Source organism: Streptomyces sp. NBC_01477 (genome assembly GCF_036227245.1).
GTDB lineage: Bacteria > Actinomycetota > Actinomycetes > Streptomycetales > Streptomycetaceae > Actinacidiphila.
The window spans coordinates 3,306,585-3,328,467 of sequence record NZ_CP109445.1; the positions used below are offsets into that span (position 1 = coordinate 3,306,585).

Consider the following 21,883-nt stretch of genomic DNA (forward strand, 5'->3'; position numbering starts at 1 on the left):
GCCCGCGACGGGCTCAGGAAGGGACAGGAATCACATGGGGTCGGACAGCGCATCGCAGGGGTCGGTCGTCCTCGGGGTCGACAGTTCGACCCAGTCCACGAAGGTGCTCGCGGTCGATGTCGAGACCGGTGCCGTCCTGGCCTCGGGCCAGGCGCGGCACACGGTCACCACCGGCGCGGGGCGGGAGAGCGACCCCGAGCAGTGGTGGTCGGCGCTGGAATCCGCGCTGGGGCAGATCGGCGAGTGGGCCGGCCGCGCCGAGGCGGTCTCGGTCGGCGGGCAGCAGCACGGGCTCGTGGTGCTCGACGCGGAAGGGCGGGCGCTGCGGCCCGCGCTGCTGTGGAACGACGTGCGGTCGGCGCCGCAGGCCGCCGCGCTGGTGGACAAGTACGGTGCCGAGCACTGGGCCCGGCGCTTCGGCTCCGTGCCCGGGGCGAGCTTCACCGTCTCGAAGTGGGCCTGGCTCGCCGAGCACGAGCCCGAGGCCGCCGCGGCGGCCCGCGCCGTACGGCTGCCGCACGACTTCCTGACCGAACGGCTGTCGGGCGCCGCCGTCACCGACCGCGGCGACGTGTCAGGGACCGGCTGGTGGCGGTCGGACACCGAGAGCTACGACGAGGCACTGCTCGCCGAGATCGGGCTCGCGCCCGAGCTGCTGCCGGCCGTGCTCGGCCCCGGCGAGCAGGCCGGCACCGTGCGCGACGGGCTGCCGCTGCGGGCCGGCGCGCTGGTCGCGGCGGGCACCGGTGACAACGCCGCCGCCGCGCTGGGCCTCGGCCTCACGCCCGGCCGGGCCGCGCTCAGCCTCGGCACGTCCGGCACCGTCTACGCGGTGTCGCGGCATCGGCCGACCGACGCCAGCGGGGTGGTGGCCGGCTTCGCCGCGGCGGACGGCGGGTGGCTGCCGCTCGCGTGCACGCTGAACTGCACGCTCGCCGTCGACAAGGTGGCCGCGCTGCTCGGCCGCGAGCGCGAGGACGTCGAGCCCGGCGGCTCGGTCGCCTTCCTGCCCTTCCTCGACGGCGAGCGCACCCCGAACCTGCCGTACGCGTCCGGCCTGCTCACGGGGCTGCGCCACGACACCACCGCCGGGCAGGTGCTCCAGGGGGCCTACGACGGCGCCGTCTACGCGCTGCTCGGCGCGCTCGACCAGGTGCTCGCGGTGGACGGCGAGCCGCCCTCGCAGGAGCCGCTGCTGGTCATCGGCGGTGGCGCGCGGGGCGCCGCGTGGCTGGAGACGGTACGCAGGCTGTCCGGGCGCGCGGTCCAGGTACCCGAGGCGGGCGAGCTGGTCGCCCTGGGCGCGGCGGTGCAGGCTGCCGCGGTGCTCACCGGTGAGGCGGCGCCCGCGATCGCGCGGCGCTGGGGCACGACGTCGGGCCGGGTTCACCCGGCCCTCCCCCTCGACACCCCCGCCCTCACCCGCCTGGCCGCGGCCCTCCCCCTGACGTCCCCGTCCTGACCGGGTGACCCCGCGCCCCCGGGGTGATCGCCGCGTACGGTGCCATCGCTCCTTTCCCGCCGCCGCGGTCGCGCGCGCGGTTCTCCGCGCCCCTGATGGCGTGCCCTCTGCGGCGAGGACGAGCCCGTAGGTGCGCGGGGAACCGCGCGCGCAACCGAGACGCATTGTCGTGCAGGCACCGGCGGCCACCGCCCCAGGGGCGCGGGGAACTGCGCGACAAGCCACGGCGTAGTGGCACTGTGAACGCCACAGGACGTGGCACCCGCAGAAGGGGCGCGGGGAACTGCGCGACGAGCCGCGGCGGACCGTCGTGTGGGCGCGGGGGCGGCCACCACCCCGGGGCGCCGGGATGGGCGCGCGGCCAGACGGAAACACCCGACCGGAGGGACATCGTGGGGAAAGGCACAGGCGCACAAGCCGGCCTCCGCCGGCGAAACATGGCGCTGGTCATGAAAGCCCTCGCGGCAGGCGAGAACGTGACGAGGGCCGCGGTCGCCGCGGAGGTCGGCCTGACCCGGGCCACCGTGTCCACACTGGTGGACGAGCTGCTGGCGGCCGGCCTCGTGGAGGAGCAGGGCGCCCGGCGCCCCGGCACGGTCGGCCGCCCGGGCACCGTCCTGGCCCTGTCGGAGACCGGCCCCGCCGGCATCGGCGCGGAGATCGGCGTGGACCACCTCGCCGCCTGCGCGGTGGACCTGCGCGGCACGATCAGGTGCCGCGCCGAGCGCCCCGCGGCGAACCGCAGCCGCCCGGCGGCGGCCGTCCTGGCCGAGCTGGCGGAGCTGACCGCGGCCGTCACCGCGGAGGCGGCGAAGGCCGGGCTGCGCCCGGTGCGGACGACCGTGGCGGTGCCGGGCCTGATCGGGCAGGACCGCAGCACCGTCCTGCGCGCGCCGAACCTCGGCTGGGAGGACGTACCGCTGGCCGCGGCCTTCGGCGGGGGCGCGGCCACCGCGCTGGAGAACGAGGCCAACCTCGGCGCCCTGGCCGAGCTGTGGCTCGGCGGCCACGACGGCCGCCTCACCGACTTCGTCCACGTGTCCGCCGAGATCGGCATCGGCGCCGCACTGGTCGTGGAGGGCCGGCTCTTCCGCGGCGCCCGCGGCTTCGCGGGCGAGCTGGGGCATGTGCCGGTACGCCCGGACGGGCCCCGCTGCTCGTGCGGTGCGCACGGCTGTCTTGAGACCTACGCTGGCGAGGAGGCGCTGCTGCGGGCCGCCGGGGTGCGTACCGGCCGCGGCCCGGCGCTCAAGGCGGCGGCCGTCGCAGGCGACCCCGCGGCACTGCGTGCGCTGGAGGAGGCGGGCGCCGCCCTGGGCATAGCCCTCAGCGGTGCGGTCAACCTGCTCGACCCGCAGGCCGTGGTGGTCGGCGGCCCGCTCGCGGACCTCGCGCCCTGGCTGCTGCCGGGCGTGCGCCGCGAGCTCGCCGCCCGCGTCACGGACCGCCAGTGGCGGGCCCAGGACGTGCTGATCTCCCGGCTGGGCCACGACGGCGTACTGCGCGGGGCCGCCTACAGCTCGGTGCGTACCGTGCTGGACGACCCCGCGACGTGGATCCGTACCGTTACAGAGCCGAGCCTGCCACCCACTGGCTCCACGTCATGTTCCAGCCGTTGAGGCCGTTGCTGGGCTGGATCGTCCTGTCCGGCGAGTTGACGACCGTGACGACGTCGCCGACCAGCGAGTGGTCGTAGAACCACGCCGCGTTGGTGCTCGGGTCCTTGCCGCCCTTGACGTCCTCGATGCCGATGCAGCCGTGGCTGGTGTTGGCCTGGCCGAAGATCGACGGGTCGCCCCAGTAGTTGCCGTGGATGAAGGTGCCGGAGTTGCTCAGCCGCATGGCGTGCGGGACGTCGGGGATGTCGTACTCGCCCTTGCCGTCGTCGTCGGTGAAGCCGACCGTGGCCCCGTTCATCCGGGTGGTCTGGTCCTTCTCCTCGATGACCAGCTGGCCGTTGTAGGTGGTGTGGCCGTCACCGCCGGCCGAGATCGGCACGGTCCTGATCACCTGGCCGTCGCGCACGACGGTCATCATGTGGGTGCTGGTGTCGACCGTGGAGACCTGGGAGCGGCCCACGTCGAAGCCGACGGTCTTGTTCTGGACGCCGTAGACGCCGGGGGCGCCCTTGACGCCCTTGAGGTTCAGGTCCAGCGTGACGTGCGAGCCGGCCGTCCAGTACGACTGCGGGCGCAGGTCGAGCCGCTTGGAGTTGAACCAGTGGCCGACCACCTGCTGCCCGCTGCTGGACGTCACGGAGACGCCCCGCTGCACGGCGGCCCGGTCGGACGTGGATATCGCCTTGTCGAAGTTGACCGACACCGGCATCCCGACGCCGACGGTGGAACCGTCCTCAGGCGTGAAGTAGCCGACGAAGGTCGACGGCTTGGCCGCGGCGGTCACGAAGGAGGCGGTCGCGGCGACCGGCTGGCCGTCCGCGTCGGCGGCCGAGGCGGCGATCGTGTACTGGGTGGCGTGCGCCAGCGTGGCCGTGGGGGCCCAGCTCTTGTGGTCGGCGGACAGCTTGCCCGCGACCTTGTGGCCGGTGGCCTTGGACTTCATGGTCACCGACGTCAGGGTGCCGCCGCTGACGGAGACCTTGACCGCCCCGGTGACCTTGGCCCCGGTGCCGCCGTTGTGCGGAGTGATGGTGATCTTCGCGGCCGAGGTGTGCTTCGCGGCAGCCGCGTCCTCGGTGGCCTGGGTGGCCGCCGACGGCGTCTGCGAGGGCGTCGGCTTGCCCGCCGACGCGGTGGGCGAGGAGCTCGCCGCGGCCTTGCCGTCCGCGTGCGAGCCGCCGCCGCTGGTGCACGCGCCGAGGGCGACGCTGCCGCCCATCAGTACCGCGACGGCCGCGAGCGTGCGGCGCCGGGTGATCCTGGGGTGCTTGGCGGGGGCAGATCCGTTGTCAGGCGGCGTCACGCATCTCTCCAATGGGGCTGGGGTCCCCCGCGGCAATACCACGGGCTTCTTCCGTCCCCATGGAAACAGCCACTCCGGAGCAAATCACCCTTTCCGCCCGTATTGTGTCCTTTCCCACGCCACCCCGGCCCGGACGCGGACCATACGCGTACGCTCCGCCACTTACGGTGGCGCTCACGCCGTCGCCTGCTGACGCCGGGCGCCGCGCGGGGACGCGGCTTCCCAACGGGTGGCCCGAGTCACTACGATCGGCCACCACGGTCAAGTCGTCGCAACCCCTGGGGGTTCCATTGGCCTCGCCCCGCCCTTATGTCGCCGCAGCCGCCGCTTCCGTGCTGGCCGCGCTGTATTTCGTACCGTCCGCGAGCGCCGCCCCCTCGCACGCGCCCGCCGCTTCCTCGTCCCACGCCCGCGGCGCCGTGCCGGCCTCGGCCCACCTCGACCTCGCGGACACCGGCAGCATCGACACCGAACCGTACGTGATCGGCGGCTCCGCCTTCCTGGTCGTGGGCGCGGCACTGGTCGTCGACGCGACCCGGCGGGCGCGCCGGGCCGCGCTCTGACCCGGCCGGTTACGCCAGCGGCCCGGTGACGGTCTCGGCCGCGCGGACCAGCGCGCCGGACCGTACGAAGGTGTGCGCCGCCTCCAGGTCGGGCGACAGGAAACGGTCCCGGCCAGGCCCTGGCACCCCCGCGTCCCGTACCGCCGCGAGCACGGCGGCCGTGGCGGGCGCGGGGCTGCCGCCCGCGACCGCCCTGATCTCCAGCGCCCGGGTGGCCGCGAACATCTCCACGGCGATGATCCGCGCGAGCGCGTCGACCGCGGTACGCAGCTTGCGCGCCGCCGACCAGCCCATCGACACGTGGTCCTCCTGCATCGCGGAGGACGGGATCGAGTCCACCGACGCGGGCACCGCGAGCCGCTTCATCTCGCTGACCAGCGCGGCCTGCGTGTACTGCGCGATCATCAGCCCGGAGTCGACGCCCGGGTCGTCGGCCAGGAACGGCGGCAGGCCGTGCGACCTGTTCCTGTCCAGCAGCCGGTCGGTGCGCCGCTCCGCGATCGACCCGAGGTCGGCGGCGGCGATGGCCAGGAAGTCCAGCACATAGCCGACGGGGGCGCCGTGGAAGTTGCCGTTGGACTCCACCCGGCCGTCCTCCAGCACGACGGGATTGTCGACGGCCGCGGCCAGCTCGCGGTCCGCGACCAGGCGGGCGTGCGCGAGGGTGTCCCGGCCCGCGCCGGCCACCTGCGGGGCGCAGCGGATGGAGTACGCGTCCTGCACGCGGGGGGCGTCGTCCTGGTGGTGCCCGGTCAGCCCGGACCCGGCCAGCACCTTGGCCATGTTGGCCGCGCTGGCCGCCTGGCCCGGGTGCGGGCGGATGGCGTGCAGCTCGGGCGCGAGCACGCGGTCGGTGCCGAGCAGCGCTTCGAGCGAGAGCGCGGCCGTGATGTCGGCCGCGGTGAACAGGCCGCCGAGGTCGGCGCACGCCATCACCAGCATGCCGAGCATGCCGTCGGTGCCGTTGATGAGGGCCAGGCCCTCCTTCTCCCGCAGCTCTATCGGCTCGATGCCGTGCGCGGCCAGCAGTTCGGCCGCGGGCCGCACCACGCCGTCACCGCCCTCCGCCTCGCCCTCGCCCATCAGCACCTGGGCGCAGTGCGCGAGCGGCGCGAGGTCGCCGGAGCAGCCGAGGCTGCCGTACTCGTGGACGACGGGGGTGATGCCGGCGTTCAGCAGCGCGGCCATCGTCTCCGCGACCAGCGGGCGTACGCCGGTACGGCCGGACGCGAGCGTCTTGAGCCGCAGGAACATCAGCGCGCGGACGACTTCCCGCTCCACGTGCGGGCCCATGCCGGCGGCGTGCGACCGCACGAGGGAGCGCTGGAGCTGGGCTCTCAGCTCGGGCGAGATGTGGCGCACGGCCAGGGCGCCGAAGCCGGTGGAGACGCCGTACACCGGTTCCGGCCGGGCGGCCAGCGAGTCCACGACGTGCCTGGCGGCGGCCATGCCGTCCGTGGCGGCCGGCGCCAGCTCGATGTGCGCGGAGGCGCGGGCGACCGCGAGGACGTCCTCGGGCGTGGCCCCGTGGGGGCCGAGCACCACGGTGTGCATATTCATATTCACGCACCCTAGGGATTGAATCCCAGCGTGTCACCCTCCCGGCGGGTCACCCGGCCACCCAGGGGTCCCCCCGGCGGCGACCTCCGGCCCGCGCCCGTCGAACGCTGGCCGCGCGGTTCCCCGCGCCCCGGGGAAGCTGCCACTTGCGGCGGGCGTCTCGCGGTGCCGCTTCGGCCGAGCGCGCAGTCCCCCGCGCCCCGGGTGATTGCCACTTCCTGCCGCCTTTCCCCCGCGCCTGCGTGGAGCCTGAGCGCGCAGTCCCCCGCACCCCTGGGCGGGTGCCACTTGCCGTGGCGTCATTTCTCTCCCGCCGCCGTGGTTGCGCGCGCAGTTCCCCGCGCCCCTGCGGGGCCCGTCCTCCGCCGCAGAGGGGCACGTCCCCCAGGGGCGGGGAACCGCGCGCGCAGCCGAGACGCACCGCACGTGCGAAGTGCCACCGCAAGTGGCAACCCCTCGGGAGCGCGGGGAACCGCGCGCTCAGCCACAGTGCAGCGGCACTGTGAACGCCAGAGGACGTGGCACCCGCAGAAGAGGCGCGGGGAACTGCCCCCCACCGGGGGAAGGTCCCGGGTGGGCCCGGGGAGGCAGGGCGGGGGGACAGCCCCCGGGTCAGAGCGGGTGGCCGCGAAGACGGCGCCGCTCCGCGGCGACCGGGGGCGGCGGCGAATCGGCAAGGTGGAGGACCGGGTCCTCCGGCCCCTCCCGCCCAGCCACCACCGGCCGCGCGGAACGCAACGCCTTCGCCCGGTACTGCGCGGCATCGGCCAGCCGGAAAAGCCTGCGCGCCGACCGCACCGGCCCGATCGGATCCGCCGTCGAAGCCACGCCGCAGGCGACCCCTTCCCCGACGTCCAGCTCCGCCGCCCGCCGGCACAGCTCCCCGGCCGCCCCCACCACCTCGTCCGCCCCGCTGCCCACGGCGACAATGCAGAATTCGTCCCCGCCCAGCCGCGCGGCCAGGCTGCCGGGCAGCATGGCGCCGCACATGGAGAGCAGCGACCCGAAGCGTTCCAGCAGCCGGTCGCCGACCTCGTGGCCGAGCAGGTCGTTGACCTTCTTGAGCCCGTTGAGGTCGCAGACCATCAGGCTGACGGCCGTACCGTCGGCCCGGTGCCGTTCCAGCGCCTCGTCGAGGCGTACGTCGACGGCCCGGCGGTTGCCCAGGCCGGTGAGGGGATCGGTGAAGGCCAGCTGTTTGACCTCGGCGAGCCGTTCCGTCTGGGCGATGCCGGACGCGATGATCGCGGCCAGCACGGTCGCGAAATCCGCGTCGGGCCGGGCGAACGGCGGCTCTCCGTGGCCGCGGGCGACGTACACCTCGCCCCACGCCCGCCCGTGCAGCACCAGCGGAGCGACCACACAGCTGCCGCGCCCGCGCCGCCGCAGGGCCGCGGCCCGGCCCCAGCTGCTGCCGCCGGGCGAGGCCCCGGTGCCCTCGGACGTCTCGACCCAGGCGTGCGGCTCGCCGCCCCGCGCCCAGCCGCCGTGCAGGAATTCGGCGATCTCGGGGAAGTCGTGCACGGAGTAGGACTCGTCGGCCGGCTCCGGCTCCTCACCGGGGGCGAGGTCGCCGTCGTTGACCAGCACCCGCAGCCGCCCGGTCTCCCGCTCCCACGCGGACACCGCGGCGAAGGACCCGCCCATCGCCAGCCGCGCCCGGTGCGCGCCGGCGCGGGCCGCGTCCTGCGGGGTCTGCGCGGTCGCGAGCGCCTGTGTCAGCTCGACGACCGCCCGGAGCCGTACGTCGGCCGTCCCGTCCACCATCTCCCCAGGTTAAGGAGCTTTGCCGGGGTTGGGGCGCTGCTTACGCCGAACGGACTTCCGGTTGACCCGGCTGCCCCGCGCTATTCCCCCGGCCAGTCGGGGGTCCGCTTGCCGTTGAAGGCGGCCACGCCTTCCGCCCGGTCGCCGGAGAAGGCCACCGTGCGCCAGGCCGCGTCCTCGACATCGAGGCCCGCGCGCAGGTCGAGGCCGTGGCCGAGGCGCAGCGCGCGCTTGGCGGCGCGCAGGCCCACCGGGGAATTGCCGGCGATCCGCTCGGCGAGGCCCAGCGCGGCGGTGCGGGCGCTCTCGCCCTCGGGGGCGAGCCGGTCGACCAGGCCGAGCGTGACGGCCTCCTGCGCGGCGACCCGGCGGGCGGTGAAGATCAGCTCGGCCGCGCGGGCGGCGCCGACCCTGCGGGGCAGCAGCTGGGTGCCGCCGCCGCCGGGGATGACGCCGACCGACACCTCGGGCAGGCCGACCACCGCGGTCGGGTCGGCGACGATCAGGTCGCAGGCGAGGGCGAGTTCGTACCCGCCGCCGAGGGCGTAGCCGTGCACGGCGGCGACGGTCGGCATCGGCAGGTCGAGCACGCCGGTGTACGCGGCGCGGGCCAGCGGGCGCTGCCGTCCGAGGTCGGCGTCGGACATCGCGTTGCGCTCCTTGAGGTCGGCCCCGACGCAGAAGGCCTTCTCGCTGGAGGAGCTGAGGACGGTGACGCTCACCGTGCGGTCCGCCGCGAGGGCCGCGCAGGCCGCCGCGATGGCCTCGGCCATGGCCGCCGAGACGGCGTTCATCGCCGCGGGCCGGTCGAGCACCAGCTCCGCGACCCGCTGCCCGTGCCGCTCGACCCGCACCCACTCGCCGTACCGCACGTCACCCATCCGCCCGACCCTCCCGGTTAACGACCGTGAACCCCTTCATCCTGCCACGGGGGTCCGACAGGCCCGCCGCCCGGCGCGGCTACTCGCTCCCGGCCCCCACGCCCCCGGGCGTCAGGATGCCGTTGACGGCGAGGGACATCAGGCGGTCGAAGGTCTGCCTGTCCTCGGGGTTCTTCTCCGCGGCCAGCACGATCGCCGACGTCAGCTTGAGCAGGTCGCCGATGTCGACGCCCGGTCTGACGGCCCCGGCCTCCTGCGCGCGCACCAGCAGCGCGCAGCCCGACTCGCGCAACCGCGTCTTGCACTGGTGCATCCGGCCGTCGGACTGGGCCAGGATCGCCGAGGACAGGCCGCGGTAGGCGGCGGAGTGCGTGGCCACCGCGCGGAGCCAGGCGAAGAGGGCGTCCGCCGGGTCGTCCGCGGTGACCAGCTCCTGGGCGCGCTCGGTCAGGGCGTCCAGCTCCCGGATGAAGACCGCGTTCATCAGCGAGTAGCGGTCGGGGAAGTGCCGGTAGAGCGTGCCGATGCCGACGCCGGCGTGGCGGGCGATGTCCTCGAGCGCGACGTCCGTGCCGTGCACGATGAAGGCCTGCTTGGCCTCTTCGAGCAACCGGTCGTAGTTGCGCTGTGCGTCTGCCCGCATTCCGTCCTGCCTCCCGGGTGCCGGGGATCGCTTCCCCGAAACCGATTGTAGATCCGGAGGATGTCTCCGTATAGTTTCCGGAGACGCCCTCCGTTTGTCTCTCCGCTGGAGGCTTAGCAGCCATGTCCACGCACGTCGTGCGCGATCAGACTCCGCTCACCCGCACGCCGGCCCCCTCCGGCATGCACTCATTCTTCGCCCTCGCCGCCATCGTCGGAACCCAGCTGATGCTGCTCCTCGACGCGACCGTGGTGAATGTCGCCCTGCCCGGCATCGGCACCCACCTCGGCTTCTCGCCCACCGGCATGTCCTGGGTGCTCAACGTCTACACCCTCGCCTTCGGCGGCCTGCTGCTGCTCGGCAGCAGGATCGGCGACCTGATCGGCCGGCGTACCGCGCTGGTCTGGGGCGTGTCGGCGTTCACCGTCGCCTCGATAGCCGGCGGTGTCGCCAACGACGCCACCACCTTGCTGATCGCCCGCGGCCTCCAGGGCGCCGCCGCCGCACTGGCCGCGCCCAGCACGCTCGCGCTCATCGCCACGTCCTTCCGCGAGGGCGGCGAGCGCAACCGCGCGCTCAGCGTCTTCTCAGCGATCTCCGGCGCCGGGTCCGCGGTCGGCCTGACCGTGGGCGGCATGCTCACCGACTGGGGCTCCTGGCGCTGGGTGTTCTTCGTCAACATCCCGGTCGGCGTGGCCATCGTGCTGCTCGCGCCGCGCTTCATCAAGGAGACCGAGCGGCACCGCGGCGGCCGGTTCGACATCGCGGGCGCCCTGACCGGCACCCTGGGCATGGCCTCGCTGGTCTACGCCTTCATCCGGGTGGGCGAGAGCAGCTGGACCGACGCCCGCGCGCTGACCACCTTCGTGATCGCCCTCGCCCTGCTCGCCTCGTTCCTGATCAACGAGACCCGGGTGGAGCGCCCGCTGGTGGTGCTGCGGCTGTTCACCGACCGCAACAGGGCGCTGGCGTACGGGGTGATGATGCTGCTGCCCGCGGGAATGTTCGGCGTGTTCTACTTCTCGACCCAGTACCTGCAGACGTACCTCGGCTACAGCCCGCTCAAGACCGGCTTCTCCTTCCTGCCGCTGGCGGGACCGCTCTTCCTGGCGGCCAGGGCCGCACCCCGGCTGCTGGCCCGCTACGGCGCCAAGCGGGTCGCGACCGCCGGCTCGCTCCTCACCCTCGCCGGCGGCGTCTGGATGACCCGGCTGAGCGCGTCCGACGGCTACGCGCAGGGCATCCTTCCCACACTGGTCCTGATGGGTGTCGGCATGGGCTGCACCATGATGCCGCTGAACACCTTCATCCTGTCCGGCGTCGAACCCAAGGACGCCGGGTCGGCCTCCGGACTGCTCCAGACCATGCAGCAGGTCGGCGGCAGCCTGGGCCTGTCGGTGCTCGTGACGGTCTTCGGCACGGTGTCGCGGCACCACCGCCAGGAGCCGTTCATCCACGGCGCGACGGCCGCCTTCACCATGGCGGCGGTCTTCACCTCGGTCGCGCTGCTGCTGGTGCTGTCGCTCAGGCAGCCGCGCCAGCACGTACTGCGCTGAATCCGGCCCGGCGCCTGAGCCGGCGTCAAGGCCGTGCCTGAGCCGTGCCCGCCACCGAACGCGGCGCGGCACCCCGTCACCGGGGTGCCGCGCCGCGTTTGCTGCCCGCAGGACCGGCGGGGCAGCCCTGCTCAGTCCTTGATCTCGCAGATGACCGCGCCGGAGGAGACCGAGGAGCCGACCTCCGCCTTGAGGCCGATGACGGTGCCGGAGCGGTGCGCGTTGAGCGGCTGCTCCATCTTCATCGCCTCCAGGACGACGATCAGATCGCCCTCGGAGACCTGCTGGTTCTCCTCGACCGCGACCTTGACGATCGTGCCCTGCATGGGCGAGGCCAGCGAGTCGCCGGACGCCGCCGCGGCGGCCTTGGTCGCCGCCCGCCGCTTGGGCTTGGCGCCCGCGGCCAGTCCGGTGCGGGCCAGCGACATGCCCAGCGACGCGGGCAGCGACACCTCAAGGCGCTTGCCGCCGACCTCGACCACGACCGTCTCGCGGCCCTGCGCCTCCTCCTCGTCCACCGCGGGACCGGCGAAGGGCGGGATCGTGTTGACGAACTCGGTCTCGATCCACCGGGTGTGGACGGTGAACGGTCCCTGCGGCGGCGCGAAGGCCGGGTCCACGACCACCGCACGGTGGAAGGGGATCGCGGTGGCCATGCCCTCGACGTGGAATTCGCCCAGCGCGCGGGCCGCCCGCTGGAGCGCCTGCTCCCGGGTGGCGCCGGTGACGACCAGTTTGGCCAGCAGCGAGTCCCAGGCCGGGCCGATGACGCTGCCCGACTCCACACCCGCGTCCAGCCGCACACCGGGTCCTGTGGGCGCGCTGAAGCGGGTCACGGTGCCGGGCGCGGGCAGGAAGTTGCGGCCCGGGTCCTCACCGTTGATGCGGAACTCGAAGGAGTGCCCGCGCAGCGGCGGGTCGTCGTACCCCAGTTCCTCGCCGTCTGCGATGCGGAACATCTCCCGCACCAGGTCGATGCCGGAGACCTCCTCGGTGACCGGGTGCTCGACCTGGAGCCGGGTGTTGACCTCCAGGAAGGAGATCGTGCCGTCCTGCCCGACCAGGAATTCGCAGGTGCCGGCGCCGACGTAGCCCGCCTCGCTCAGGATGGCCTTGGAGGCGGAATACAGCTGCGCGGTCTGCTCCTCGGTCAGGTACGGGGCCGGGGCCTCCTCCACGAGCTTCTGGTGCCGGCGCTGGAGCGAGCAGTCGCGCGTGGAGACCACCACGACATTGCCGTGGGTGTCGGCCAGGCACTGCGTCTCCACATGCCGCGGCCGGTCGAGATAGCGCTCGACGAAGCATTCGCCGCGGCCGAAGGCGGCGACCGCCTCGCGGACCGCGGAGTCGTACAGCTCCGGGACCTCCTCCAGGGTGCGGGCGACCTTCAGACCGCGCCCGCCGCCGCCGAAGGCGGCCTTGATGGCGATCGGCAGGCCGTGCTCCTTGGCGAAGCTGACGACCTCTTCGGCGCCCGAGACCGGGTCGGGCGTGCCGGCCACCAGGGGCGCGCCGGCCCGCTGGGCGATGTGCCGGGCGGCGACCTTGTCGCCGAGGTCGCGGATGGCCTGCGGCGGCGGGCCGATCCAGGTCAGACCCGCGTCCAGCACGGCCTGGGCGAACTCGGCGTTCTCCGACAGGAAGCCGTAGCCGGGGTGCACGGCATCGGCCCCCGACTCGGCCGCCGCCGAGAGCACCTTCGCCACGTCCAGATAGCTGGTGGCCGGTGTGTCGCCGCCCAGTGCGTACGCCTCGTCGGCCGCGCGGACATGCAGCGCGTCCCGGTCGGGGTCCGCGTAGACGGCTACGCTGGCAATCCCGGCATCCCGGCAGGCACGGGCGACGCGTACTGCGATTTCACCGCGGTTGGCGATAAGCACCTTGCGCACGATGGCTCCCTCCATGAAACAAGCCGAGTTTAGGTACTGGCCACACTTGCTGCCGAGGCACCCCTGCACGTGAGCTTGCCCACACGGAGGGTGATCCATGGGCCACAACAACCCGTGAACGCCTGCTCAGTCCACGGTACGGCCCCGCTCCCGCCCATGTCCCGCACGACCGGGTGTGGGGGACATCTCGCTCGAAGTCCGTGCACGGAACTGACGTTCTTTTGTGGGAACCCCACGAATAGTGCGCCCAAAGTTTGCGGTCGGGTCCCCCCGGACGGGTGAGCCCTGCGCGGACCCTTGCCCGTCGCTTTACTCGTGAGTAGCGTGCGACCCGCACGATTCGGCCGTCGGAGGGGGACAGTTGTGCGCAGAGGTATAGCCATCGGCGCGGCCGTGGCCCTGGTGCTCGAAGCCCTCGCGATCGCCTTCGTGAACTGGATACTCGGCCTCGCCGTACGCCATCAGAGGATGTCGCTGGGCGGGTTGAATCCCGACGCCATGGCCGCCGGATCGTGGGTGGGCGGCGGCTTGTTCGCCCTCTTCCTGATCGTCTGCGCGGTGCTGGTGGCCCGTATCGCGCTGCGCGGCCGGATGACGGGCCGGCCGGCCCGTATCGTGCTCATCGTCTGCGCGGTGGTCCACGGGGTCGTCGGCGCGCTCGTGGTCGGCCTGGTCGGCTGGTACGCCTTCGTGCTGCTGATGCTGATCCTGGGCCTGCTGGTCGCCACCCTGCTGCTCTACGCGCCCGAGGACCGGCCGGGCGCCGCCCCCGCCGCCCCGCCGGCCACCCCGCCCGCCCCGCCGGCCGGCGCGCCGGCTACGTCCACAGGTCCGTGATCCGCACCCCGAGGTCCGCGAGCAGCGACCGCAGCAGCGGCAGCGACAGGCCGATCACATTGCCCGGGTCGCCGTCGATGCCGTCCACGAAGGGCGCCGAACGCCCGTCCAGGGTGAACGCCCCCGCCACGTGCAGCGGTTCGCCGCTGGCCACATAGGCGGCGACCTCCGCGTCGTCCGGCGTCCCGAACCGTACGGTGGTGGACGCCGTCGCCGACACCTGGCGCCCGCTGGCGGTGTCGATCACGCAGTGCCCCGTCCGCAGCACCCCCTCGCGCCCGCGCATCGCCTGCCAGCGGGCGGTGGCCTCGGCGGCGTCCGCCGGCTTGCCCAGCGCGGCCCCGTCCAGCTCCAGCACCGAGTCGCAGCCGACGACGATCTCACCGCCGTCCAGCATCCCGCCGCCCGCCACCGCCGCGGCCTTCGCCTCCGCGAGCACCCGCGCCAGCTCGGCGGGACTGTCCGCGCTGATCGCGTCCTCGTCCACCCCGCTGACCACGACCCGCGGGTCGAGCCCCGCCTGCTTCAGCAGACCGAGCCTGGCGGGAGACGCGGAGGCGAGTACGAGCGCACGGCGGTTCGAAGTCATCCCACCATCGTAGGCAGCGCTCACACCCGCCCATGAGCAAGGCCGGGCGCGTCGCAAGCTCACCCGGGTTGAGGAACTTGCGCAGCGCAGGCGACAATTGACGCTCCCAGTAGTGGAAGCGCTACAGAGCGGAGCCGGTACCGCCGCGAAACGGAGGCGCAGAACAGATGACGCAGACACCCGCACCGTGGGGCACACAGCGGATGGAGCCGTACGCGGCCACCGCCACGGTCGCGACGCACCCGCCCGTGATCGACCCGGGAACGCAGATCGCGGTCATCGTGGACGAGAACGGCCGGACGGTCGAACTGGGCTCCCACGGCACCAGCACGAGCGGCCTGACGCCCACCGCTACGGCCCCTGGTGACGGGGCCGGTCCCGGTGGCGCGACCGACGCCGACAGCACCGAGTCCTACGACCAGGACCAGAGTTCCGGCTGATGAACGACGGGAGGTCGGTGCTGGTCCTGACCAACCCCTACGACGTGACAGCGGACGTGGTGCTTCGGCTTCTCGCCGAACGCCGGGTTCCCGTGGTCCGTCTCGACCCCGGCGCCGACCTGCACACGGGTGCGTTGCTGACCGCCACGTACCGCTCGGGCAGCCAGCAGGGCACCCTGCGCACGGCAAGCCGGGAACTCGACACCGCCCAGGTTCGCTCCGTGTGGGTGCGCAGGCCCTCGCCCTACGAGGGGCCGACCGGGTTGAGCGACCAGGACCGCCGGTTCGCCGCTGAGCAAGCCCTCTGGGGCGCGGGAGGCATCCTCGCGTCACTGCCGGGTGCGCACTACGTCAATCACCCGTGGAACAACCGGGCCGCCGAGTTCAAGCCCGCACAGCTCGCGACCGCACGCCGTTGCGGGTTCCTGGTGCCCAGCACGGTGATCACCAACGACCCCCGCGAGGCGCGGGAGTTCGCCGCCCGCGAGCGCGGCGGAGTGGTCTACAAGCCGCTGCGGAACGCGCCCTACCGCGTGGACGGTCAGCCGCACAGCGTGTGGGTCCGGGACGTGCGCGGGGTCGAGATCACCGACGCCGTGTCCGTCTGTCCGCACATGTTCCAAGCCACGGTCGACAAGGAGTTCGACGCCCGGGTGACCGCCGTGGGCGACCGGCTGTTCGGGGTCCGGATCGACAGCCCTGACCTTGACTGGCGCCGCAGACAGGACCTGATGACGTGCATGCCGGTCGAGGTACCCGGACCGGTCGCGCGGGCGGTCGCCGTCTACCGCGCCGAACTCCGTTTGACGTACGGCGCGTTCGACTTCGCCGTGACCGCCGCCGGTGACTGGTACTTCCTCGAATGCAACCCGAACGGCCAATGGGCGTGGCAGCCGACCGAGACCACCGCGGCGATCGCCCACGCCCTCGCCGATCAGCTGGAGAAAGGCTCCGGTACGTGAGCACATCGACTCGGCTCCGCGACGGTTTGGTGGACAGACTCACCGAGGACGGCACTCTCACCGACCCCGAATGGCGCAGCGCCGCCAGGGCGGTTCCCCGGGAACTGTTCGCGGCGTCGTACTTCGCGCCGGTGGCGGGCAGTGTCCCGACCGGCTACCGCCCCGTGCACGAGGGCGAGCCCGGATGGCTGGAGCGGATCTACTCCGACGAAACGCTGATCACCCAGCTCGATGGCCGCACCAGGCCCGACGACGTCGCGGACGGTGCCGTGACCGGCTCCCCGTCATCGTCGTCCACCCTGCCGTCCCTGGTGCTGCGCATGTGGCAACAGCTCGGCGCCGAGGCCGGGCACCAGGTGCTGGAGATCGGCACGGGTACCGGCTACTCGACCGCCCTCGGGGCGCACCGCCTCGGGGACGCCAATCTCACCAGCATCGAATACGACCCGTCGGTGGGCGAGGCCGCCGCGGCGGCGCTCAAGGCCGCCGGCTTCGCGCCCCGGCTGATCATCGGCGACGGACTTCGCGGCGCCCCGGGCGGGGGACCGTACGACCGGCTCATTGCCACCTGTTCTGTCCGGTACATCCCGCTGCCGTGGCTGCACCAGGTGAAGCCGGGCGGAAAGATCCTGGTCACGCTGTCCGGGTGGAGCTACGCGAACGCCCTCGCGCTGCTCGACGTGACCGGTGTCGGAGAGGCCACGGGAAGGTTCCTGCCCGGCTACACCAGTTTCATGATCGCCCGGCCCCACGACCGGCCGCCCCGTCCGGCGCTGGCCCTGCTGCCCGGGGAGGAGCGCCCGAGCCGGATCGACCCGGCGATATTGGACACGTGGACCGGTGGTTGGGTCGCCCAGCTCGCGGCGCCCGCGGCCGAACGGATGGGGGCGGGGGCGGAACAGATCCTCTGGGACGTGTCCACCGGCTCGCAGGCCCGGACGACTCCCGGCCCCGAGCGCGGGTGGACCGTGGTGCAGCGCGGGCCCGTCCGCCTGTGGAATCTGCTCGAACGGGGGGTGCAGCGCTGGCAGAAGGCCGGCGAGCCACACCCGGAAGGTTTCGGCATCACGGTCACGGCCGCCCGCCAGCGGGTCTGGATCGGCACCGCGGACGGTCCCGGCTGGGACCTACCGGTCTGACCCGCGGTGGTCCCTGCCAGGGCGGCCGTCGTGGTCACCAGGCCGAGAACAGCTGCAACGCTGATCGGACTGTCCAGTCGCACGCACGCCACGACCTGTTGTCCCGTTGGCTCACACCCGCCAGGTGACGACGATCATCACCAGTGCCACGGCCACCGCGACGACACCCATCGCCCGGCGCAGCGTCATCAGCGCCTGGCGCAGCTCCTCGGGGAGCTCGTCGCGCTGTTCCTCCGGCCGCAAGTCGCGTTGATCGTCGGGCCACAACATGTCCCCCAGGTTGCTCCTGAGCAACACCGCGGCGCCTGAGTACGCGTACTCAGGCGACATGCACGGCGGGCGGTCCCGCGGCCTGCGGCGTCAGGCGGGACCGCCGGGCCAGGCCGAGGTCCGCCAGGCCGCGGGTGCCGGGCGCGGCAGGGCGCGCGGGAGGTTGCGGGCCGGGGCCGACCAGACGGCCGGGCGGCCCGAGGGGCCGTCCTGCTCGGCTTCGAGTGCCGCGGCCCGCGCCTGGACCAGCGCCACGACGGCGGCCAGCTCCTCCGGCGTCGGACGGCCGCGCTCCACCTTGATCACCACGGGGTCGTTCCTTCCTGAGCGGTGTCGTGCCCTGCCTGTCCTGCCGTCACCCCGGCGGCTACAGCGGGATGTTGCCGTGCTTCTTCGGCGGCAGGCTCTCCCGCTTGTTGCGCAGCGTCCGCAGTGCCTTGACCAGTTGCGCGCGGGTCTGCGAGGGCGCGATGACCGCGTCCATGTAGCCGCGCTCCGCGGCGATGTAGGGGTTGAGCAGGGTGTCCTCGTAGTCGGCGATGAGCTGCTGGCGCAGTTCGTCGGCCGCCTGCGGGCTCTCCGCCGCGGCGAGGGTGCGGCGGTGCAGGATGTTGACGGCGCCCTGCGCGCCCATCACGGCGATCTGGGCCGTGGGCCAGGCCAGGTTGAGGTCCGCGCCCAGGTGCTTGGAGCCCATCACGTCGTAGGCGCCGCCGTACGCCTTACGGGTGATGATCGTGATCAGCGGAACTGTGGCCTCGGCGTACGCGTAGATCAGTTTGGCACCGCGGCGGATGATGCCGTCCCATTCCTGACTGGTGCCGGGGAGAAAACCGGGGACATCGACGAAAGTGATCACGGGGATGTTGAAGCTGTCGCAGGTACGCACGAAGCGCGCGGCCTTCTCGGACGCGTTGATGTCCAGGCAGCCGGCGAACTGCAGCGGCTGGTTGGCCACCACGCCCACCGGGCGGCCCTCGATACGCCCGAAGCCGGTGATGATGTTCGGCGCGAAGAGGTCCTGGGTCTCCAGGAATTCGCCGTCGTCCACGACCCGCTCGATCACCCGGTGCATGTCGTAGGGCTGGTTCGCCGAGTCCGGGATCAGCGTGTCCAGTTCCAGGTCCTCGGCGGTGGGCGCCAGTTCCGCCGCGGCGGCGAAGGAGGGCGCCTCCTCCAGGTTGTTGCTCGGCAGGTACGACAGCAGCGCCTTGACGTATTCGAAGGCATCCTTCTCGTCACCGGCCAGGTGATGGGCGTTGCCCGAGGTGGAGTTGTGGGTGCGCGCGCCGCCCAGCTCCTCCATGCCGACGTCCTCGCCGGTCACCGTCTTGATGACGTCCGGCCCGGTGATGAACATGTGCGAGGTCCGGTCGACCATCACCACGAAGTCGGTGATCGCCGGGGAGTAGACCGCGCCGCCCGCGCACGGGCCCATGATCAGGCTGATCTGCGGGATCACCCCCGACGCGTGGGTGTTGCGGCGGAAGATCTCGCCGTACATCCCGAGTGAGGTGACGCCCTCCTGGATCCGGGCGCCGCCCGAGTCGTTGATGCCGATCACCGGGCAGCCGGTCTTCAGCGCGAAGTCCATCACCTTGACGATCTTCTCGCCGTAGACCTCGCCGAGCGCGCCGCCGAAGACCGTGAAGTCCTGCGAGAAGACCGCGACCGGGCGGCCCTCGACGGTGCCGTAGCCGGTGATCACCCCGTCGCCGTAGGGGCGGTTGGCCTCCAGGCCGAAGTTCGTCGAGCGGTGCCGGGCCAGCTCGTCCAGCTCGGTGAAGGAGTCGTCGTCCAGCAGGAGTTCGATCCGCTCCCGGGCGGTCAGCTTGCCCTTGGCGTGCTGTTTCTCGACCGCCTGCCCCGAACCCGCGTGGTTCGCCTCCTCGATGCGGCGGCGCAGGTCCGCGAGCTTCCCCGCGGTCGTGTGGATGTCGTGGTCCTGCTCGGCCATGGAGGCGGCTCTCCTGCTCTCGGCGGCGGTGGCGCGCCCTGCGGCCACTGGCGGCGGCCTGCCGGGTACGACGCTTCTGAACTCGTGAGTAACGCTGTGTCCCGTAGCGTAGTGGCGACTCTGCGGTACGGGCACTGCGGTGTTCACCACACTGCACCACCGTGTGCCCGCGCCCGCTGCGGCGTCGCCGAGGCACGGCGTGTCACCCGCGCCCGCGCTCGTAGGGTGGACGTATGACGTCCAGCCGCTGGTCCGACCTCGACCGACCGCCGCTCAATGCCGCGGCGCTGCGCCGTGCCGTGGTCACGGCCGATTCGCTGTGGACCGCGCTCGACGTGGTGCAGGCCACCGGCTCGACCAACAGCGACCTCGCCGCCAGGGCCGCGGCGGGCGCCGCCGAGGGCGCGGTGCTGGTCGCGGAGGAGCAGACCGCCGGGCGCGGCCGGCTGGACCGAAGGTGGACCGCGCCCGCCAGGTCCGGCCTGTTCTTCTCGGTGCTGCTCCGGCCGGGGGAGCCCGCGCCGGCGGCCGCGAGCAGGGGCGCGGCGGACCCGGTGGACCCGGCCGGCCCCGTACGCGAACCCGTGCCCGTGCACCGCTGGGGCTGGCTGCCGCTGCTGGCCGGCGTCGCCACCGCCACCGCGCTGTCCCGGGCGGCCGGCGTCGACACGGCACTCAAATGGCCCAACGACCTGCTGGTCACCGTCGACGGCGAGGAGCGCAAGGCCGGCGGCATCCTCGCCGAGCGGACCGGCGCCGCCGGCGTCGTGATCGGCATCGGCATCAATGTGTCGCTGCGGGCGGCGGAACTGCCCGTGCCCACGGCCGCCTCGCTCGCGCTGGCCGGCGCCCAGGGCACCGACCGGGACCCGCTGCTGCGGGCCGTCCTGCGCTCGCTGGCCGACTGGTACGACGCCTGGCGCGCGGCGGACGGCGACCCGGCCGCCTCCCGGCTCCAGCAGACCTACGCGGCCGGCTGCGCCACCCTCGGCCGCCAGGTGCGCGCCGAGCTGCCCGGCGGACGGGAGCTGGCCGGTACGGCGGTCGCCGTGGACGGCGACGGGCGGCTGGTCATCGCGGGGCCCGACGGCGAGCGGCCGGTCGGCGCGGGCGACGTCGTCCACCTCCGGCCGTCCCGGTGACCTCCGGCGGGAGCGGGAGCCTTCCGGCGCGAGTGAGCTGCGGCACAGCTGCCGTATCGTGGAGTCGCTGCGTCGTCTCGATGATCGGAAGGGCTGTGCGCAGGGATTCCTCAGGGGCCGGGCGATGAGTGTGGACGACCCGGGCCCACCCGTTCCGGACGAGCCGTCCGCCGCCGACCCGGGTGCAGAAGCCGACCCGGACGGCGAGGCCGTCACGGACACCGGCGAACACCCGCTGGCGCTGCGGCTCGAACAGCTCATCCTCGGCGCGCCCCGCCGCTACACCCCCTTCCAGGCCGCCCGCACCGCCGGCGTCTCCATGGACCTGGCGTCCCGCTTCTGGCGGGCCATGGGCTTCGCCGACATCGGGCAGGCCAAGGCGCTCACCGAGGCGGACGTCCTCGCGCTGCGGCGCCTGGCGGGACTGGTCGAAGCGGGGCTGCTCAGCGAGTCGATGGCCATCCAGGTGGCCCGCTCCACCGGCCAGACCACCGCCAGGCTCGCCGACTGGCAGACCGACTCCTTCCTCGAAGGCCTCACCGAGCCGCCCGAGCCGGGCATGACCCGCGCGGAGGTGGCGTATCCGCTGGTCGAGCTGCTGCTGCCGGAGCTGGAGGAATTCCTCATCTACGTGTGGCGCCGCCAGGTCGCGGCCGCCACCAGCCGGGTCGTCCAGTCCGACGACGAGGAGGCCGTCGACCGGCGGCTCGCGGTCGGCTTCGCCGACCTCGTCGGCTTCACCCGGCTCACCCGGCGCCTGGAGGAGGAGGAGCTGGGCGAACTGGTCGAGGCCTTCGAGACCACGGCGGCCGACCAGGTCGCCGCCTACGGGGGGCGGCTGATCAAGACGCTCGGCGACGAGGTGCTCTTCGTCGCGGACGACCCCGGTACGGCCTCCGAGATCGGGATCCGGCTCATCGAGACGATGACCGGCGACACTTCCATGCCCGCGCTCCGGGTCGGTATGGCCTTCGGCACGGTGACCACTCGTATGGGTGACGTCTTCGGTACGACGGTGAACCTGGCGTCCCGGTTGACCTCGATAGCCCCGCGGGATGCCGTCCTGGTGGACGGGGACTTCGCGGAGGCGCTCGCGGAGGCGGGCGAGGCACCGCTGTCCGAGGCGGATGTCGAGGCGGCGGACACGGAGAAGTACCGCTTCGCGCTTCAGCCGATGTGGCGGCGGCCGGTCCGCGGGCTCGGCGTGGTCGAGCCGTGGCTCCTCACCCGGCGGGCCTGAGCCGCCCCTGCCCGGGCGCCGTACTCCCCCAGCGGTCGGCCCTGCCGTTGACGACCCGCACGCG

At 73.3% G+C, this 21,883-nt stretch carries 20 protein-coding genes; 10 read left to right on the top strand and 10 right to left on the bottom strand.

Features of this window, described 5'->3' with window-relative positions; translation table 11 throughout:
• The first annotated feature begins 34 nt into the window (after positions 1 to 34).
• Positions 35 to 1,462 carry a xylulokinase gene (xylB, locus tag OHA86_RS13400; RefSeq protein WP_329175277.1) on the top strand — a complete coding sequence of 476 codons (1,428 nt, stop codon included), beginning with the start codon at positions 35 to 37 and terminating at the stop codon, positions 1,460 to 1,462.
• A gap of 449 nt (positions 1,463 to 1,911) precedes the next feature.
• The gene (locus tag OHA86_RS13405; RefSeq protein WP_329175278.1) at positions 1,912 to 3,081 is read left to right on the top strand and encodes an ROK family transcriptional regulator; all 1,170 of its coding nucleotides are present in this window, start codon (positions 1,912 to 1,914) and stop codon (positions 3,079 to 3,081) included.
• Here the strand turns inward: OHA86_RS13405 and OHA86_RS13410 are convergent.
• Positions 3,029 to 4,300: a L,D-transpeptidase gene (locus OHA86_RS13410; protein ID WP_329182394.1), complete on the bottom strand. Its 1,272-nt coding sequence runs from the start codon at positions 4,298 to 4,300 to the stop codon at positions 3,029 to 3,031. The two genes, OHA86_RS13405 and OHA86_RS13410, sit on opposite strands and share 53 nt — an antisense overlap.
• A 374-nt stretch (positions 4,301 to 4,674) precedes the next feature.
• Between OHA86_RS13410 and OHA86_RS13415 the strand changes: the two genes are divergently transcribed.
• The gene (locus tag OHA86_RS13415) at positions 4,675 to 4,947 is read left to right on the top strand and encodes a hypothetical protein (protein WP_329175280.1); all 273 of its coding nucleotides are present in this window, start codon (positions 4,675 to 4,677) and stop codon (positions 4,945 to 4,947) included.
• A 9-nt stretch (positions 4,948 to 4,956) separates the two neighbouring features.
• Here OHA86_RS13415 and hutH read toward each other — a convergent pair whose 3' ends face one another.
• The 4 genes from hutH to OHA86_RS13435 all read right to left on the bottom strand — a co-directional run bounded on the left by hutH (position 4,957) and on the right by OHA86_RS13435 (position 9,798).
• A complete protein-coding gene (gene hutH / locus OHA86_RS13420) occupies positions 4,957 to 6,507 on the bottom strand; it encodes a histidine ammonia-lyase (RefSeq protein ID WP_329175282.1) in 1,551 nt (516 codons plus the stop codon).
• 612 nt (positions 6,508 to 7,119) lie between these two features.
• On the bottom strand, positions 7,120 to 8,274 hold the full coding sequence (locus OHA86_RS13425; protein WP_329175284.1) for a GGDEF domain-containing protein: 1,155 nt from the start codon (positions 8,272 to 8,274) through the stop codon (positions 7,120 to 7,122).
• A gap of 80 nt (positions 8,275 to 8,354) precedes the next feature.
• Positions 8,355 to 9,155, bottom strand: a complete 801-nt coding sequence (locus OHA86_RS13430; protein ID WP_329175286.1) for an enoyl-CoA hydratase/isomerase family protein — start codon at positions 9,153 to 9,155, stop codon at positions 8,355 to 8,357.
• A 79-nt stretch (positions 9,156 to 9,234) separates the two neighbouring features.
• Positions 9,235 to 9,798 (bottom strand): TetR/AcrR family transcriptional regulator, encoded by a 564-nt coding sequence (locus OHA86_RS13435; RefSeq protein WP_329175287.1) that lies wholly within the window; start codon positions 9,796 to 9,798, stop codon positions 9,235 to 9,237.
• A 122-nt stretch (positions 9,799 to 9,920) separates the two neighbouring features.
• Here OHA86_RS13435 and OHA86_RS13440 point away from each other — a divergent pair, with 122 nt between their 5' ends.
• Positions 9,921 to 11,354 (top strand): MFS transporter, encoded by a 1,434-nt coding sequence (locus tag OHA86_RS13440; RefSeq protein WP_329175289.1) that lies wholly within the window; start codon positions 9,921 to 9,923, stop codon positions 11,352 to 11,354.
• A gap of 131 nt (positions 11,355 to 11,485) precedes the next feature.
• Here the strand turns inward: OHA86_RS13440 and OHA86_RS13445 are convergent, their stop codons facing one another.
• Entirely contained in the window at positions 11,486 to 13,243 is a 1,758-nt protein-coding gene (locus OHA86_RS13445; RefSeq protein ID WP_329175291.1) for an acetyl/propionyl/methylcrotonyl-CoA carboxylase subunit alpha, read from the bottom strand.
• Positions 13,244 to 13,606: 363 nt separating this feature from the next.
• On the opposite strand from OHA86_RS13445, the gene OHA86_RS13450 reads away from it, so the two are divergent.
• Positions 13,607 to 14,080 (top strand): hypothetical protein, encoded by a 474-nt coding sequence (locus OHA86_RS13450; protein WP_329175293.1) that lies wholly within the window; start codon positions 13,607 to 13,609, stop codon positions 14,078 to 14,080.
• Here the strand turns inward: OHA86_RS13450 and OHA86_RS13455 are convergent.
• Positions 14,061 to 14,669, bottom strand: a complete 609-nt coding sequence (locus OHA86_RS13455) for a nucleoside triphosphate pyrophosphatase (protein WP_329175294.1) — start codon at positions 14,667 to 14,669, stop codon at positions 14,061 to 14,063. The genes OHA86_RS13450 and OHA86_RS13455 overlap by 20 nt on opposite strands.
• Positions 14,670 to 14,836: 167 nt before the next feature.
• Here OHA86_RS13455 and tgmA point away from each other — a divergent pair, with 167 nt between their 5' ends.
• The 3 genes from tgmA to tgmC are packed head-to-tail and all read left to right on the top strand — an operon-like array spanning position 14,837 to position 17,210.
• Positions 14,837 to 15,109, top strand: a complete 273-nt coding sequence (tgmA, locus tag OHA86_RS13460) for a putative ATP-grasp-modified RiPP (RefSeq protein ID WP_329175296.1) — start codon at positions 14,837 to 14,839, stop codon at positions 15,107 to 15,109.
• The gene (gene tgmB, locus OHA86_RS13465; protein ID WP_329175297.1) at positions 15,109 to 16,071 is read left to right on the top strand and encodes an ATP-grasp ribosomal peptide maturase; all 963 of its coding nucleotides are present in this window, start codon (positions 15,109 to 15,111) and stop codon (positions 16,069 to 16,071) included. Before tgmA ends, tgmB begins: the two co-directional genes overlap by 1 nt.
• Positions 16,068 to 17,210: an ATP-grasp peptide maturase system methyltransferase gene (gene tgmC / locus OHA86_RS13470; protein ID WP_329175299.1), complete on the top strand. Its 1,143-nt coding sequence runs from the start codon at positions 16,068 to 16,070 to the stop codon at positions 17,208 to 17,210. The genes tgmB and tgmC overlap by 4 nt, the downstream gene beginning before the upstream one ends.
• Positions 17,211 to 17,321: 111 nt before the next feature.
• On the opposite strand, the gene mmpB is transcribed toward tgmC, so the two are convergent.
• The 3 genes from mmpB to OHA86_RS13485 all read right to left on the bottom strand — a co-directional run bounded on the left by mmpB (position 17,322) and on the right by OHA86_RS13485 (position 19,437).
• The gene (gene mmpB / locus OHA86_RS13475; RefSeq protein WP_329175301.1) at positions 17,322 to 17,480 is read right to left on the bottom strand and encodes a morphogenic membrane protein MmpB; all 159 of its coding nucleotides are present in this window, start codon (positions 17,478 to 17,480) and stop codon (positions 17,322 to 17,324) included.
• Positions 17,481 to 17,570: 90 nt separating this feature from the next.
• Positions 17,571 to 17,789, bottom strand: coding sequence for an acyl-CoA carboxylase subunit epsilon (locus tag OHA86_RS13480; RefSeq protein WP_443071722.1), 219 nt, complete (start codon positions 17,787 to 17,789; stop codon positions 17,571 to 17,573).
• A gap of 58 nt (positions 17,790 to 17,847) precedes the next feature.
• Positions 17,848 to 19,437: an acyl-CoA carboxylase subunit beta gene (locus OHA86_RS13485; protein ID WP_329175302.1), complete on the bottom strand. Its 1,590-nt coding sequence runs from the start codon at positions 19,435 to 19,437 to the stop codon at positions 17,848 to 17,850.
• A 233-nt stretch (positions 19,438 to 19,670) separates the two neighbouring features.
• Between OHA86_RS13485 and OHA86_RS13490 the strand changes: the two genes are divergently transcribed.
• Positions 19,671 to 20,579 carry a biotin--[acetyl-CoA-carboxylase] ligase gene (locus OHA86_RS13490; RefSeq protein ID WP_329175303.1) on the top strand — a complete coding sequence of 303 codons (909 nt, stop codon included), beginning with the start codon at positions 19,671 to 19,673 and terminating at the stop codon, positions 20,577 to 20,579.
• Between the two features lie 124 nt (positions 20,580 to 20,703).
• The gene (locus OHA86_RS13495; RefSeq protein WP_329175305.1) at positions 20,704 to 21,819 is read left to right on the top strand and encodes an adenylate/guanylate cyclase domain-containing protein; all 1,116 of its coding nucleotides are present in this window, start codon (positions 20,704 to 20,706) and stop codon (positions 21,817 to 21,819) included.
• Positions 21,820 to 21,883 lie beyond the last annotated feature (64 nt).

What these genes read in the sequence shown, in the direction of transcription:
- xylB (WP_329175277.1), top strand. Translation starts at nt 35, where the DNA reads ATGGGGTCGGACAGCGCATCGCAGGGGTCGGTCGTCCTCGGGGTCGAC.
- OHA86_RS13405 (WP_329175278.1), top strand. Translation starts at nt 1,912, where the DNA reads ATGAAAGCCCTCGCGGCAGGCGAGAACGTGACGAGGGCCGCGGTCGCC.
- OHA86_RS13410 (WP_329182394.1), bottom strand. Translation starts at nt 4,300, where the DNA reads ATGGGCGGCAGCGTCGCCCTCGGCGCGTGCACCAGCGGCGGCGGCTCG.
- hutH (WP_329175282.1), bottom strand. Translation starts at nt 6,507, where the DNA reads ATGAATATGCACACCGTGGTGCTCGGCCCCCACGGGGCCACGCCCGAG.
- OHA86_RS13425 (WP_329175284.1), bottom strand. Translation starts at nt 8,274, where the DNA reads ATGGTGGACGGGACGGCCGACGTACGGCTCCGGGCGGTCGTCGAGCTG.
- OHA86_RS13430 (WP_329175286.1), bottom strand. Translation starts at nt 9,155, where the DNA reads ATGGGTGACGTGCGGTACGGCGAGTGGGTGCGGGTCGAGCGGCACGGG.
- OHA86_RS13435 (WP_329175287.1), bottom strand. Translation starts at nt 9,798, where the DNA reads ATGCGGGCAGACGCACAGCGCAACTACGACCGGTTGCTCGAAGAGGCC.
- OHA86_RS13440 (WP_329175289.1), top strand. Translation starts at nt 9,921, where the DNA reads ATGTCCACGCACGTCGTGCGCGATCAGACTCCGCTCACCCGCACGCCG.
- OHA86_RS13455 (WP_329175294.1), bottom strand. Translation starts at nt 14,669, where the DNA reads ATGACTTCGAACCGCCGTGCGCTCGTACTCGCCTCCGCGTCTCCCGCC.
- tgmA (WP_329175296.1), top strand. Translation starts at nt 14,837, where the DNA reads ATGACGCAGACACCCGCACCGTGGGGCACACAGCGGATGGAGCCGTAC.
- tgmB (WP_329175297.1), top strand. Translation starts at nt 15,109, where the DNA reads ATGAACGACGGGAGGTCGGTGCTGGTCCTGACCAACCCCTACGACGTG.
- mmpB (WP_329175301.1), bottom strand. Translation starts at nt 17,480, where the DNA reads ATGTTGTGGCCCGACGATCAACGCGACTTGCGGCCGGAGGAACAGCGC.
- OHA86_RS13485 (WP_329175302.1), bottom strand. Translation starts at nt 19,437, where the DNA reads ATGGCCGAGCAGGACCACGACATCCACACGACCGCGGGGAAGCTCGCG.
- OHA86_RS13490 (WP_329175303.1), top strand. Translation starts at nt 19,671, where the DNA reads ATGACGTCCAGCCGCTGGTCCGACCTCGACCGACCGCCGCTCAATGCC.
- OHA86_RS13495 (WP_329175305.1), top strand. Translation starts at nt 20,704, where the DNA reads ATGAGTGTGGACGACCCGGGCCCACCCGTTCCGGACGAGCCGTCCGCC.